This is a genomic window from Frateuria sp. GZRe12 (assembly GCF_051900535.1).
In the GTDB taxonomy this organism is placed as follows: domain Bacteria; phylum Pseudomonadota; class Gammaproteobacteria; order Xanthomonadales; family Rhodanobacteraceae; genus Frateuria_A.
Genome location: NZ_JBHZGI010000008.1, coordinates 77,662 through 90,604, shown reverse-complemented (window position 1 = coordinate 90,604; position 12,943 = coordinate 77,662). Strand labels below are relative to the sequence as shown.

The following is a 12,943-nucleotide window of genomic DNA, read 5'->3' as shown; positions in this document are numbered from 1 at the left end:
CTCGCCGCTAGAACCGTACCAGCAGGATCAGCGCGATCAGGAGTGCCAGCACCGCGGCTGTGGCGATCAGCCACCACACCTCGCCTCGCGGCCCGGCCTGGTCTTCGGGCAGGCGCTCGACCGGAGGCTCCGGCGGTGTTCCCACCGGTGAGGGCAGCAACCCGGGCGCGTCCACCAGGAAGCGGTGCATGGCGATGCCCAGCTGGTCGCCCGGGTGCAGCGCGGCCTGCTCCACCGCGGCGCCATTGAGCCGCAGCGGATAACGTGACGGCGTCGCACTGGCGGCCACGCGCAGCTCGCCCTCTTTCCAGAACAGTGCGAGCGTGGCGGTGGCGGCCTGTGGCAACTCCAGCGGCTGGTCGCCCTGCGGTCCGAGTTCCAGCCGCTCGTGCAGCGGGAACACGCGCCCGGACAACGGCCCGGCCACCGCGCGCAAGGCCGCGGTACAACGGCCCTGCTCGGAAAGCGCGACCGGTACGCGCCTGGCGGGTGCCTCGTCGGCGCACAGCAGCATTCGGCAATCGCCCAGGCTCAGGATGTCGCCCGCGCGCAACAGTGCACGCTCGCGCACGGGGCGCGCGTTGACGTAGACGCGGCCGGCGCCCGAGAGCACTTCGAGCACCCAACCGCGGCGGTCCTGCAGGATGCGCAGGTGGTGCGCCGCACCCTGCTGGGCGGAGACCACCAGGTCGTTGTCCGGCGCGCTGCCGATGCGCAAAGCGACCTGCGTCCAGCGGAACTCCTCGCGAGCCGAATTGGGGAACTCGATGCGCATCTAAAGACCGATCCAGAGATGCCCGGGACTCTAGCAGATGCATGGCGTGTCCTTCGCGTTCGCCGCGTAAGATGGACGCTTCCACACGGAGCCCATCCATGCCCAAGATCGACATCCGCCGTCCGCACGACCTGCCGCTGGACCAGGCCCGCGCCGTGGTCGAAAAGGTCGCCACGCGCATGCGCGAAAAGTTCGAGATGCAGAGCCGGTGGGAAGGCGACACGCTGAGATTTTCCCGCTCGGGCGTTAGCGGTGCGATCGCGGTGGCGCCGCAGTCGGTCCACGTCACCGCCGAGCTCGGCCTGATGCTGTCGCCCCTCAAAGGCATGGTGGAGCAGGAGATCCGGCGCAAGCTGGATGAGTACTTCGGGGATGCTGCCTGACCGCCGCTTTGATCGGACCGCCCGGAAGTGGCATACTTCTCCGCTTACGCGGCCGCCACGGCCGGGCCCCATACACCGGAACGCATGGCCAAAGACGACGTCATCGAAATGGAAGGCACGGTCCAGGAGACCCTGCCCAACACCATGTTCCGTGTGCAGCTGGAGAACGGGCACGTGATTACCGCCCACATCTCCGGTCGCATGCGCAAGCACTACATTCGCATCCTCACGGGCGACAAGGTCAAGGTCGAGATGACTCCCTATGACCTGACCAAGGGGCGGATCACTTACCGCATGAAGTAAGGTCCCACGGACAAACGAAAAAGGCCGCGCGATGCGCGGCCTTTTTCGTGCCCGGATTTCCACGACGGCAGCTACCATCCGTGGGAGCGCCTCCGGTGCGCGACCGGTGGTGGGTCGCGCACTGGGGGCCTAGCACCCGGGTTACTCCACGACGACCGGCATCTTCTCGGCCGCCTCGGTCTCTACGTGCAGCTCGCCGTCGCGCACGCTCAGCAGCACCTTGCCGCCCTCGGACAGCTTGCCGAACAGCAGCTCGTCCGCCAGCGCCCGCTTGACCTTCTCCTGGATGACGCGGGCCATCGGCCGCGCGCCCATCTGCGGGTCGAAGCCGTGCTCGGCCAGCCAGCGACGGGCGTCGGCATCGACGTCCAGCACGACGTGCTTGTCGGCAAGCTGCGCTTCCAGTTCGATCAGGAACTTGTCCACCACGCGCAGGATGTGTTCGAAGTCCAGCGCATGGAACTGGATGACGGCATCAAGGCGATTGCGGAACTCCGGCGTGAACATCTTGCGGATCGTTTCCAGCGAGTCGGTCGCGTGGTCCTGCTTGACGAAGCCGATGCTCCGCCGCGACGCCTGCTGCGCCCCGGCATTTGTGGTCATCACCAGGATCACGTTCTTGAAGTTGGCCTCGCGTCCGTTGGTGTCGGTGAGCACACCGCGGTCCATGACCTGCAGCAGGATGTTGAACACGTCCGGGTGCGCCTTCTCGATCTCGTCGAGCAACAGCACCGCATGCGGATGCTTGGTCACCGCTTCGGTAAGCAGGCCGCCCTGGTCGAAACCGACATAGCCCGGAGGCGCGCCGACCAGGCGAGAGACCGAATGCGCCTCCATGTACTCGGACATGTCGAAGCGGATCATCTCGATGCCCAGCTGCAGGGCCAGCTGCTTGGTCACCTCGGTCTTGCCCACACCCGTGGGACCTGCGAGCAGGAAGCTGCCAATCGGCTTGGTCGGATCGGCCAGGCCCGAGCGGGCCATTTTGATCGACGCGGCCAGTGCCTCGATCGCCTGGTCCTGCCCGAACACCACCATCTTGAGGTTGCGCTCGAGGTTCCTGAGCACGTCGCGGTCCGAGGCCGAAACCTGCTTGGCCGGAATGCGCGCCATCTTGGCGACGATGTACTCCACCTCCGGCACGTCGATGGTGCCGGTGCGCTGATCCTCGGGCAGCAGGCGCTGGCGCGCGCCGGCCTCGTCGATGACGTCGATGGCCTTGTCCGGCAGCAGGCGGTCGGGGATGTGCTTGACCGACAGGTCCACCGCGGCCTTGAGCGCCTCGTTGGTGTAGGCGACGTTGTGGTGCTCCTCGAAGCGGCTCTTCAAGCCCTTCAGGATCTCGATGCTGTCGGCCACGGTCGGCTCGACGATGTCGATCTTCTGGAAGCGTCGCGCCAGCGCGCGGTCCTTTTCGAAGATCCCGCGGAATTCCTGGAAGGTGGTCGACCCGATGCAGCGCAGCTCGCCGGAGGCCAGCATCGGCTTGATCAGGTTGGACGCATCCATGGTGCCGCCGGACGCCGAGCCGGCGCCGATGATGGTGTGGATCTCGTCGATGAACAGGATCGCGCCTGGCTGCTTCTTGAGCTGGCCGATCACCGCCTTCAGCCGCTTCTCGAAGTCGCCGCGGTACTTGGTGCCCGCTACCAGCGCGCCCAGGTCCAGCGACCAGATCACGGCGCTTTCCAGTACCTCGGGCACCTCGCCCTCGACGATGCGCTTGGCCAGGCCCTCGGCCAGCGCGGTCTTGCCCACGCCGGCCTCGCCGACGTAGAGCGGGTTGTTCTTGCGACGGCGGCAGAGCACCTGGATGGTGCGCTCGATCTCGTCCTGGCGGCCGATCAACGGGTCGATCTTGCCTTCCATCGCCAGGTCGTTGAGGTTGGTCGCGTACTCGCTGAGCGGGTTGCCCTTGCTGTCGGCCCCCTCTTCGCCCTCGCGCTCGCTGCCCGGCATGCCGGTGCTCGGCTCGTCGCCGATCTTGGCGATGCCGTGCGAGATGTAGTTGACGACGTCCAGCCGGGTGATCTCCTGCTGGTGCAGGAAGTAGACGGCGTGGGAATCCTTTTCGCCGAAGATCGCCACCAGCACGTTGGCGCCGGTGACCTCCTTACGGCCGGAGGACTGCACGTGGTAGACCGCGCGCTGCAGCACGCGCTGGAAGCCGAGCGTCGGCTGGGTGTCGCGCTCGTCCCCGTGCGGCAGCACCGGCACGGTCTCGGCGATGATCCGCTCCAGTTCGGCCGACAGCCGCGGCAGGTCCGCGCCACAGGCGCGCAAGGCGCCCAGCGCGGACTGGTTTTCGGTGAGGGCGAGCAACAGGTGCTCCACGGTCATGAACTCGTGGCGCTGCTCGCGGGCCTGCTTGTAGCAGTGGCCGATGGTGACTTCGAGATCCTTGCTGAACATCCGGACCTTCTCCGCTTGGGATTGGCTTGGGCGGCTACGCCGCGATGGCTACAAGATGGGGCTGCTCATAGCTTTTCCATAGTGCACAACAAGGGATGCTGATGAGTCCGTGAGTACTCGTTCACTTGCGTCACTTTCGTCTCCGCCACCTCGCGGGTGAAGACGCCGCACACACCCTTGCCACGGGTATGCACGTGCAGCATCACCTGCACCGCGCGTTCCTGGTCCATGGCAAAGAAGCCACGCAGCACTTCGACCACGAAGTCCATGGGAGTGAAATCGTCATTCAGCAGCACAACTTGAAAAAGTGGCGGCCGTGCCAGTTCCGGGCGGCTGGTCTCGACGGCCAGGCCGTGTCCGCTGCCGGGGTCGTGTTCGGGTTCGTGGGCCATTGCTCGTGGGGACTTTGTTGCTGGTACGGAGTATACGCCGCGACGGATGCAGCCCCGTCGCGCCGCCGTGCAGGACGCGCCTCGTTTAGGTGATGGCACAATGGCGCATTTCCACCCCTCCCGTCCCCGATGTCCGTCACTTCCACCGCTCCCTCCGTCTGGCGCCCCCGCGTCACCGTCGCCTGCGTGGTGGCGCGTGGCGAGCGTTACCTGATGGTCGAGGAGGAGGTCGACGGCCGCCTCGTCTACAACCAGCCGGCTGGCCACCTGGACGACCAGGAAAGCCTCCTGCAGGCCGCGGTGCGCGAAACGCTGGAGGAAACCGGCTGGACGATCGAGGTGGAGCATTTCCTGGGCGTGCACCAGTGGCGCAGTACCGAGCATGGCGAGGGCGTGGTCCGCTTCAGCTTCGCGGCACGCGCGCTGGCGCACGACCCGCATCGCGCGCTCGACGAGGGTATCCGCCGCGCGGTGTGGCTGACCCGCGCCGAGATCGCCGCGCTGGGCGGGCGCCTGCGCAGCCCCATGGTGCTGCTGAGCATCGATGCCTGGCTGGCGGGCCGGCGCCTGCCGCTGGGCGTACTGTCCAGCCTGCTTGCGGAGCCCGCCCTGCCATGAAGGTGATGCTGGGCGTGTCCGGCGGGGTCGACTCGTCGGTTGCCGCGCTGCTGCTTCAGCAGGCCGGCCATGAGGTCGAGGGCCTGTTCATGCAGAACTGGGAGGAGGACGACCGCGACGCTCCCTGCACCGCCGACGCCGATCGCAAGGACGCCCTGGCGGTATGCGGGCGTCTGGGGATTCCCTTTCACGCACGCAACTTCGCGGCCGAGTACTGGGACGGCGTCTTCGCCCACTTCCTCGCCGAGTACCGCGCCGGACGCACGCCCAACCCGGACGTACTCTGCAACCGCGAGATCAAGTTCAAGACCTTCCTGGACGAGGCGCGGGCGCTGGGCGCTGAAAAGATCGCCACCGGCCATTACGCACGCGTCGACGAGCGCGACGGCCGCTACCGCCTGCTGCGTGCGGTGGACACGGGCAAGGACCAGACCTACTTCCTGCACGCGCTGGGCCAGCGGCAGTTGTCCGTCACGCTGTTCCCGGTCGGCGAGATCGAGAAGTCGGCCGTGCGCGAACTGGCCCGCGCCGCCGCCCTGCCCACGCACGCCAAGAAGGATTCGACCGGCATCTGCTTCATCGGCGAGCGCGACTTCCGCGGTTTCCTGGCGCAGTACATTCCGGCGCGGCCCGGTGAAATGCGCACCCCGGAAGGGACCTTGGTCGGCGAGCACCAGGGCACCATGTACTACACGCTGGGCCAGCGAAACGGATTGGGTATCGGCGGGCGCCAGGGCATGGGCGGCGAGCCGTGGTACGTGGTCGGCAAGGACGTGGCGGCGAACGTGCTCTATGTGGCGCAGGGCGGCGAGAACCACTGGCTGCAGTCCAGGCGACTGCTTGCCGAAGCGCCGACCTGGGTGGCCGGGGGGGCTCCGGCGACGGCGTTTCGCTGCACCGCCAAGACCCGCTACCGGCAGGCGGACCAGGCATGCGAGGTCCAATGGTCGCCCGCCGGGCTGGAGGTGCGCTTCGACGAATCCCAGCGGGCGGTCACCCCGGGCCAGTCGGTGGTGTTCTACGACGGCGAAGCCTGCCTGGGTGGCGCCGTGATCGCGGCCACCGATGCGCCGTTTGGCGGCCTTTCCCCTCTTCCCGCAGGACCTAAGACGTGCTCGATATCCTCGCCATGAACGAACCACGCGTGCTCGCGCTGGCCGGCCTGTTCCAGGCGGCGGGACTGGCGCAGCAGCTGGCCAACCAAGGGCGTTGCGACGAAGGGGCGATGGAGTCGAGCGTGGCCAGCGTGTTCCGCATCGATGCGCCGTCGGTGGCGGCCGTCTACGGCGGCGTCGGCGGCGTGCGGCTGGGCCTGCGCAACCTGATCGGCCAGCTCGACGACGGCAGCCGCGACATGGGACTGACCCGTATGGCGGTGACCGTCATGCGGCTGGAACGCAGCCTGGCTCGCCGGCCCGAGCTGACCGCGAAACTGCAGGAAGGCGTGGTTGCCGCCCAACGCCAGGTGGCGCATTTCGGCCAGGATTCCCCGCAGGTCGTCCGGCGCCTGGCCGATCTCTACGCATCGACCCTGTCCACGCTGAGCCCGCGCGTGATGGTCAGCGGGAACCCGCAGTTCCTGCAGCAGCCGGCGGTGGCGGAAAAGGTGCGCGCCAACCTGCTGGCCGCCGTGCGTTCGGCCGTGCTGTGGCGGCAGGTCGGCGGGCGGCAGTGGCAGATCGTCCTCAACCGCCGCCAGTGCAGCATGCTGGCGCGTGGGTTGCTGACGGGCGTGACGCTGGACAACGGCTGAGCGCGGTGCGGCGGGCTGAAGCCCACCCAGCCTCGCACTCGCAGGGCGGCCTTCAGCCCACCGGCCCCACCACCAACCCTGGCCGCCCGCGCGCCACCTCTTGCAGCAGTTCGGCGAACGCCTGTATGTCCGCGTGCCAAGGCGATGCCTCGCGCCAGTACAACGCGATCTGACGGCCCGGCACGGCGCCTTCCAACGGCACGACGGTCAGCTCGGGCTTCGAGGCCAGCCGCTCGCGCGCCAGCGCCGGCACCAGCGCGTAGCCGCCACGCAGGCCGACCAGCGCCGCCAGGCTTTCCAGGCTGACGTCCTGCACGTGACCGCCATGGCCGCCCTGCCCGTCGATGCCGTCCGGATGGCTCTCGGCCATCAACGTGGCCTCGGCCTCGTCCAGTTCGTCCAGCGTCACGTGGGCACGGCCGGCCAGCGGATGGTCGGCGCGGAACAGCACCTGCCACGGCTCGGCGAACAGCGGCCGCGTGGCGATGCCGCTCGCGGCGGTAGCCGGCGGCGCCAGCACCGCATCGAGTTCGCCCTCGTGCAGGCGACGCAGCAGTCCGCGTGGCTTGCCCTCGGACAAGCTCAACCGGGCCGCCGGAAAGTGCAGCGGAAACGGCTCTACCAGGTGCGGCAGCAGATAGGGACCCAGTGAGGCCGGCACGCCCAGTCTCAGCTCGCCGCCGAAGGCAACCGTGCCGGCGCGGGCGGCCTGCTGCAGGAGCTCGGCCGCGTCCAGCACCGCGCTGATCCGCTCCAGCAACCGCTGCCCGCCGGCGGTGGGCACGATGCGCCGGCCACCACGTTCGAACAGCGGGGCGCCCAGCGCCTGCTCGACCTTCTGCACCTGGTGGGACAGTCCCGACGGACTGATGTGCATGGCCCGCGCGGCGCTGTTGAAACTGCCATGGCGATGCACCGCCTGCACCAGCGCCAGGTCGCGCAGCGATACCGCCGAGAGCGCCGTCGAAATCATCGAATGCTGCATGTCACCAAAAGCGTTTGTGCGGAAGGGCGGGCCGTCGCATGCTTGGCGGCCAACGGTGGGATGGTCGGCGTATCGGGGCCATTCTAGCCGCCCCGCTCGCCCGCCCCGCGAGAATACCGCCCGCCAATTCCGCCCGACCCCAGGCGCCGCGAGGACGCGCGGACGCGGTATTTGCGATAATCGCGGGCCTTTGCGTGCGCTTGGCCGCCGCAATACCAGCTCTCCCCAGCCGCTTCAAAGCTCAAGCCAGGAGTTTCGTCATGAAAGACTCGTTTTCCATCCGCGACACCCTCGAGGTCAACGGCAAGCGCTATGCGTACGCCAACCTCGCCAAGTTCGGCGAGCGCTTCGACCTCAAGCGGCTGCCGTACTCGCTGAAGATCCTGCTTGAGAACCTGCTGCGGCACGAAGACGGCATCAACGTCACCACGAAGGAAATCGAGGCGGTCGCCAACTGGCAGGCCAAGGCCGAGCCCGATACCGAAATCTCCTTCATGCCCGCGCGCGTGGTGCTGCAGGACTTCACCGGCGTGCCCTGCGTGGTCGACCTGGCGGCGATGCGCGACGCGGTGGTCAAGCTCGGCGGCGACGCCACCCAGATCAATCCGCTGGCGCCGGCCGAACTGGTCATCGACCATTCAGTGCAGGTCGACGTCTACGGTTCCGAGTCGGCGCTGGAGAAGAACGTCGAGATCGAGTTCGAGCGCAACCAGGAGCGCTACGCGTTCCTGCGCTGGGGCCAGAAGGCGTTCAACAACTTCAAGGTTGTGCCGCCGCGCACCGGCATCGTGCACCAGGTGAACCTGGAGCACTTGGCCCGCGTGGTGTTCACCGCCGAGAAGGAGGGCCAGCTGTGGGCCTATCCGGACACCGTGTTCGGCACCGACTCGCATACCACCATGATCAACGGCGTGGGCGTGCTCGGCTGGGGCGTGGGCGGCATCGAGGCCGAGGCGGCCATGCTGGGCCAGCCCTCGTCGATGCTGGTCCCGCAGGTGGTCGGCTTCAAACTGACCGGCAAGCTTCCCGAGGGCGTGACCGCCACCGACCTGGTGCTGACTGTCACCCAGATGCTGCGCAAGCTCGGCGTGGTGGGCAAGTTCGTCGAGTTCTTCGGTGACGGTCTCAAGCACCTGCCGCTGGCCGACCGCGCCACGATCGGCAACATGGCGCCGGAATACGGTGCGACCTGCGGCATCTTCCCCATCGACCAAGAGGCGCTGAACTACCTGCGCCTGTCCGGTCGCAGCGAAGAGCAGATCAAGCTGGTCGAGGCTTATGCCCGCGCGCAGGGCATGTGGCACGACGAGAACAGCGTCACGCCCGAGTTCACCACCACGCTGGAGCTCAACCTCGCCGACGTGCGCCCGTCCATGGCCGGCCCCAAACGCCCGCAGGATCGCGTGCTGCTCGAAGGCGTCAAGCAGAGCTTCCACGACGTGGTCGGCCCGCTAACCGCCAGCCGCAAGTCCGGCAGCGGCAGCGTCGGCGTCACCAAGGACGGCGAGAACTTCACGCTCAAGGACGGCTCGGTGGTGATCGCCGCGATAACCTCCTGCACCAATACCTCCAACCCGGCGGTGATGCTGGGCGCCGGCCTGGTCGCCAAGAAGGCCGCCGCCAAGGGCCTGAAGGCCAAGCCGTGGGTGAAGACCTCGATCGGCCCGGGCTCGCTGGTGGTCAGCGATTACCTCGAAAAGACCGGCCTGCTGAAGGAACTGGAGAAGGTCGGTTTCTACATCGTCGGCTACGGCTGCACGACCTGCATCGGCAACTCCGGTCCGCTGCCGGCCGAGATCAGCCAGGGCATCGGCGCGGGTGACCTGGCCGTCGCCTCGGTGCTCTCGGGCAACCGCAACTTCGAAGGCCGCGTGCACGCCGAAGTGAAGATGAACTACCTGGCCTCGCCGCCGCTGGTGGTCGCCTACGCACTGGCCGGCACGCTGGACATCGACCTGACCAAGGATGCCATCGGCCTGGGCGACGACGGCCAGCCGGTCTACCTGAAGGACATCTGGCCGACCAACCAGGAAATTTCCGACGCCATCGCCGGCGCGATCAACCCGCAGATGTTCGAGAAGAACTACGCCGACGTGTTCAAGGGCGACAGCCGCTGGAACCAGATTCCGTCGGCCGAGGGCGCGTTGTACGGCTGGGAGGATTCGACCTACATCAAGAACCCGCCCTACTTCGACGGCATGACGATGGAGCTGTCCAAGGTCGACGACCTCCATGGCGCACGCGTGCTCGGCCTGTTCGGCGACTCGATCACCACCGACCACATCTCGCCGGCCGGCTCGATCAAGAAGGACAGCCCGGCGGGCCGTTACCTGATCGCCAAGGGCGTGGAGCCCAAGGACTTCAATTCGTACGGTTCGCGCCGCGGCAACGACGACGTGATGGTGCGCGGCACCTTCGCCAACATCCGCATCAAGAACCTGATGCTGGACGGCGTCGAGGGCGGCTATACCGTGCACGTCCCCTCGGGAGAGGAGATGTCCATCTACGACGCGGCGATGAAGTACAAGGCCGAAGGCACGCCGCTGGTGGTCATCGCCGGCAAGGAATACGGCACCGGCTCCTCGCGCGACTGGGCGGCCAAGGGCACGCTGCTCCTGGGCATCAAGGCGGTGATCGCCGAGAGCTTCGAGCGCATCCACCGCTCGAACCTGGTGGGCATGGGCGTGTTGCCGCTGCAGTTCAAGCACGGCGAGAACGCGCAGTCGCTGGGACTGACCGGCAAGGAGTCGATCGAGATCCTGGGCCTGGAAGGCGGTGAGTCGAAGGAAGCGAAGGTGATCGCCACGGCGGCCGACGGCACGAAGAAGGAGTTCGCCGTGCACGTCATGCTGCTCACGCCGAAGGAGCGCGACTTCTTCCGGCACGGCGGCATCCTGCAGTACGTGCTGCGTCAGCTGGCCGGCCGCAAGGCCGCCTGAGCCCTGCCGTAGTTGCAGCGAAAAGGCCGCCTCCGGGCGGCCTTTTTTTTCGCGCTTCATTCCACCGGCTCCTGCCGGAAAGGCGGGCTGGAGCTCACCCTACGAGGCACTAGAGCTGCCGTTTCCACGTCGCGCTGTAGCAGCGCCACTCGTCGCCCTCCCTGCGCCACGCCGTTTCCACCTGGTACACCCCGGCCGCATCCGGCAGCAGGCGACTGCCCTGGGTGAGGGTGACGGTGAAATCCGCCATCAACCGCTCACCGCGCCGTTCCATCGAGATCGGTCCAAGCGTCGCCCCGACGTGCTCGCCACGCAGGCCCGCCAGGCGGACCAGGTTGGCGATGTCCTTGCGCTCGAGCTGGCCGCCGTTGCCGTCGAAGTCTTCGCTGAGCGGCTCGACAACGCCACCGGCATCGGCCTGTCCGGCCGCCTCTTCGACGGATGCGATGGCCTCGCGCACGCGCGTTTCGTCCGGCGTGTGCCGACAGCCGGCCAAGGCCACGAACACCAGCGCAAGCCCAAGGGAAGACAGTATTTTTCGTGCGTGCATGAACCCTCCGATCCGCGCCGCGGCGCGGCTTGCCGCCGTGCGCGGGCGTATGCTCCAATGCCTTGGCCGCAAGGCCGAACGGGGAACAGGAACAGTACATGAGCAACGAGCGTCCGTGGCTTGCCCACTATCCGCATGACGTGCCCGCCGAGATCGACGTCAACGCCTATGCATCGGTGGCGGAGGTGGTGGAAGAAGCCTTCGGCAAGTTCCGCGACAAGCCGGCGTTCGCCAGTTTCGGCAAGCAGCTGAGCTACGGCGAGATCGAAACCCTGAGCGGTCAGTTCGCCGGCTACCTCACCGGCGTGTTGGGCCTGAAGAAGGGCGACCGGCTCGCCATCATGCTGCCCAACGTGCTGCAGTATCCGATCGCGCTGTTCGGGGCGCTGCGCGCAGGCCTGGTGGTGGTCAACACCAACCCGCTCTACACCGCACGCGAACTCAGGCACCAATTGGAAGATTCCGGCGCCAAGGCGATCCTGGTGCTGGACAACTTCGCCTCCACGTTGCAGGAGGTCATCAACGAAACCCACGTCCAGCACGTGGTCACCACGGGCATCGGCGACCTGCTGGGTTTCCCAAAGGGGGCGCTGGTCAACTTCGTGCTCAAGCACGTGAAGAAGATGGTGCCCGACTACTCGCTGCCGAAGGCGGTGCGCTTCCGCGACGCACTGGCACAGGGCGCCTCGCATCCCATGCCCAGGGTCGAGCTGGGCCACGACGACCTCGCTTTCCTGCAGTACACCGGCGGCACCACGGGCGTGGCCAAGGGCGCGATGCTCAGCCATGGCAACATGGTCGCCAACATGCTGCAGGCCAGCGCCTGGATCGGCGACCTCGCCAAGCCCGGCGAAGAGGTGATCATCACCGCCCTGCCGCTGTACCACATCTTCTCGCTGACGGCGAACGGCCTGGTGTTCATGCGCCTGGGCGGCCTGAACTGGCTGATCACCAATCCGCGCGACATGCCCGGCTTCGTCAAGGAACTGAAGAAGTCCGGTTTCACCGCGCTGACCGGTGTCAACACGCTGTTCAACGGCCTGCTCAACACGCCGGGCTTTGCCGAGCTGGACTTCTCGCGCCTGCACCTGACCCTGGGCGGCGGCATGGCCGTGCAACGGGCGGTGGCCGAGCGATGGAAGAAGACCACCGGTTGCACCCTGGCCGAGGCCTATGGCCTGACCGAAACTTCGCCGGCGGTGTGCATCAACCCGCTGGACCTTCGGGACTACAACGGTTCGATCGGCCTGCCGGTGCCGTCCACCGAGGTGGCGATCTGGTCGGAGGAAAACCAGCCTTTGTCGATCGGCGAAGTGGGCGAGCTCATGGTGCGTGGCCCGCAGGTGATGCAGGGCTATTGGCAGCGTCCGGACGAGACGGCAAAGGTGCTGGGCGCCGATGGCTGGTTGCACACCGGCGACATCGCCCGCATGGACGAGAATGGCTACGTCTACATCGTCGACCGCAAGAAGGACATGATCCTAGTGTCCGGCTTCAACGTGTATCCGAACGAGGTCGAGGACGTGGTGATGCAACACCCCGGCGTGGCCGAGGTGGCCGCCGTGGGTGTGCCGGACGAGCACTCGGGCGAGGTGGTGAAGCTGTTCGTGGTTCGCAAGGATCCCGCGCTCACCGCCGACGTCCTCAAGCAGTTCTGCCACGACAAACTGACTGGTTATAAGCGCCCGCGCCAGATCGAATTCCGCGACGCGCTGCCGAAGTCGAACGTGGGCAAGATCCTTCGTCGCGAGCTGCGCAACGAGCAGAAGAAAACCCCGGCCTGAGCGCCCAGGCCTTCGTAGGGGACCATTTGTGGGTTCCTACGAAAAGCGC

12 protein-coding genes are annotated in these 12,943 nt (G+C 67.1%); 7 read left to right on the top strand and 5 right to left on the bottom strand.

Features of this window, described 5'->3' with window-relative positions; genetic code table 11:
• Positions 1-7: 7 nt before the first annotated feature.
• On the bottom strand, positions 8-775 hold the full coding sequence (locus ACFWZ4_RS15755; RefSeq protein WP_439705612.1) for an FHA domain-containing protein: 768 nt from the start codon (positions 773-775) through the stop codon (positions 8-10).
• 98 nt (positions 776-873) lie between these two features.
• On the opposite strand from ACFWZ4_RS15755, the gene ACFWZ4_RS15750 reads away from it, so the two are divergent.
• On the top strand, positions 874-1,158 hold the full coding sequence (locus ACFWZ4_RS15750) for a polyhydroxyalkanoic acid system family protein (protein WP_439705611.1): 285 nt from the start codon (positions 874-876) through the stop codon (positions 1,156-1,158).
• 84 nt (positions 1,159-1,242) lie between these two features.
• Positions 1,243-1,461: a translation initiation factor IF-1 gene (gene infA, locus ACFWZ4_RS15745; protein WP_019466733.1), complete on the top strand. Its 219-nt coding sequence runs from the start codon at positions 1,243-1,245 to the stop codon at positions 1,459-1,461.
• A 141-nt stretch (positions 1,462-1,602) separates the two neighbouring features.
• On the opposite strand, the gene clpA is transcribed toward infA, so the two are convergent.
• Together clpA and clpS are read right to left on the bottom strand one after the other, a co-directional pair.
• Positions 1,603-3,873, bottom strand: coding sequence for an ATP-dependent Clp protease ATP-binding subunit ClpA (gene clpA / locus ACFWZ4_RS15740; protein WP_439705610.1), 2,271 nt, complete (start codon positions 3,871-3,873; stop codon positions 1,603-1,605).
• 65 nt (positions 3,874-3,938) lie between these two features.
• A complete protein-coding gene (clpS, locus tag ACFWZ4_RS15735; RefSeq protein ID WP_091332759.1) occupies positions 3,939-4,265 on the bottom strand; it encodes an ATP-dependent Clp protease adapter ClpS in 327 nt (108 codons plus the stop codon).
• A 129-nt stretch (positions 4,266-4,394) separates the two neighbouring features.
• On the opposite strand from clpS, the gene ACFWZ4_RS15730 reads away from it, so the two are divergent.
• Genes ACFWZ4_RS15730 through hflD form a run of 3 tightly spaced genes read left to right on the top strand, consistent with a single transcriptional unit; the run spans position 4,395 to position 6,636 of the window.
• Entirely contained in the window at positions 4,395-4,883 is a 489-nt protein-coding gene (locus tag ACFWZ4_RS15730; RefSeq protein ID WP_439705609.1) for an NUDIX hydrolase, read from the top strand.
• Positions 4,880-6,016 (top strand): tRNA 2-thiouridine(34) synthase MnmA, encoded by a 1,137-nt coding sequence (mnmA, locus tag ACFWZ4_RS15725; RefSeq protein ID WP_439705608.1) that lies wholly within the window; start codon positions 4,880-4,882, stop codon positions 6,014-6,016. Before ACFWZ4_RS15730 ends, mnmA begins: the two co-directional genes overlap by 4 nt.
• The gene (gene hflD, locus ACFWZ4_RS15720; protein WP_439705607.1) at positions 6,013-6,636 is read left to right on the top strand and encodes a high frequency lysogenization protein HflD; all 624 of its coding nucleotides are present in this window, start codon (positions 6,013-6,015) and stop codon (positions 6,634-6,636) included. The genes mnmA and hflD overlap by 4 nt, the downstream gene beginning before the upstream one ends.
• 52 nt (positions 6,637-6,688) lie before the next feature.
• Here hflD and ACFWZ4_RS15715 read toward each other — a convergent pair whose 3' ends face one another.
• Positions 6,689-7,621: a LysR family transcriptional regulator gene (locus ACFWZ4_RS15715; RefSeq protein ID WP_439705606.1), complete on the bottom strand. Its 933-nt coding sequence runs from the start codon at positions 7,619-7,621 to the stop codon at positions 6,689-6,691.
• A gap of 260 nt (positions 7,622-7,881) precedes the next feature.
• Between ACFWZ4_RS15715 and acnA the strand changes: the two genes are divergently transcribed.
• Positions 7,882-10,560 (top strand): aconitate hydratase AcnA, encoded by a 2,679-nt coding sequence (gene acnA / locus ACFWZ4_RS15710; RefSeq protein WP_439705605.1) that lies wholly within the window; start codon positions 7,882-7,884, stop codon positions 10,558-10,560.
• A 109-nt stretch (positions 10,561-10,669) separates the two neighbouring features.
• Here the strand turns inward: acnA and ACFWZ4_RS15705 are convergent, their stop codons facing one another.
• Positions 10,670-11,110: a hypothetical protein gene (locus ACFWZ4_RS15705; protein WP_439705604.1), complete on the bottom strand. Its 441-nt coding sequence runs from the start codon at positions 11,108-11,110 to the stop codon at positions 10,670-10,672.
• Between the two features lie 98 nt (positions 11,111-11,208).
• Here ACFWZ4_RS15705 and ACFWZ4_RS15700 point away from each other — a divergent pair, with 98 nt between their 5' ends.
• Positions 11,209-12,894 carry an AMP-binding protein gene (locus ACFWZ4_RS15700; RefSeq protein WP_439705603.1) on the top strand — a complete coding sequence of 562 codons (1,686 nt, stop codon included), beginning with the start codon at positions 11,209-11,211 and terminating at the stop codon, positions 12,892-12,894.
• Positions 12,895-12,943 lie beyond the last annotated feature (49 nt).

Excerpts from the sequence above, each read along its gene's own strand:
- ACFWZ4_RS15755 (WP_439705612.1), bottom strand. The coding sequence starts at position 775 with ATGCGCATCGAGTTCCCCAATTCGGCTCGCGAGGAGTTCCGCTGGACG.
- ACFWZ4_RS15750 (WP_439705611.1), top strand. The coding sequence starts at position 874 with ATGCCCAAGATCGACATCCGCCGTCCGCACGACCTGCCGCTGGACCAG.
- infA (WP_019466733.1), top strand. The coding sequence starts at position 1,243 with ATGGCCAAAGACGACGTCATCGAAATGGAAGGCACGGTCCAGGAGACC.
- clpA (WP_439705610.1), bottom strand. The coding sequence starts at position 3,873 with ATGTTCAGCAAGGATCTCGAAGTCACCATCGGCCACTGCTACAAGCAG.
- clpS (WP_091332759.1), bottom strand. The coding sequence starts at position 4,265 with ATGGCCCACGAACCCGAACACGACCCCGGCAGCGGACACGGCCTGGCC.
- ACFWZ4_RS15730 (WP_439705609.1), top strand. The coding sequence starts at position 4,395 with ATGTCCGTCACTTCCACCGCTCCCTCCGTCTGGCGCCCCCGCGTCACC.
- mnmA (WP_439705608.1), top strand. The coding sequence starts at position 4,880 with ATGAAGGTGATGCTGGGCGTGTCCGGCGGGGTCGACTCGTCGGTTGCC.
- hflD (WP_439705607.1), top strand. The coding sequence starts at position 6,013 with ATGAACGAACCACGCGTGCTCGCGCTGGCCGGCCTGTTCCAGGCGGCG.
- ACFWZ4_RS15715 (WP_439705606.1), bottom strand. The coding sequence starts at position 7,621 with ATGCAGCATTCGATGATTTCGACGGCGCTCTCGGCGGTATCGCTGCGC.
- acnA (WP_439705605.1), top strand. The coding sequence starts at position 7,882 with ATGAAAGACTCGTTTTCCATCCGCGACACCCTCGAGGTCAACGGCAAG.
- ACFWZ4_RS15705 (WP_439705604.1), bottom strand. The coding sequence starts at position 11,110 with ATGCACGCACGAAAAATACTGTCTTCCCTTGGGCTTGCGCTGGTGTTC.
- ACFWZ4_RS15700 (WP_439705603.1), top strand. The coding sequence starts at position 11,209 with ATGAGCAACGAGCGTCCGTGGCTTGCCCACTATCCGCATGACGTGCCC.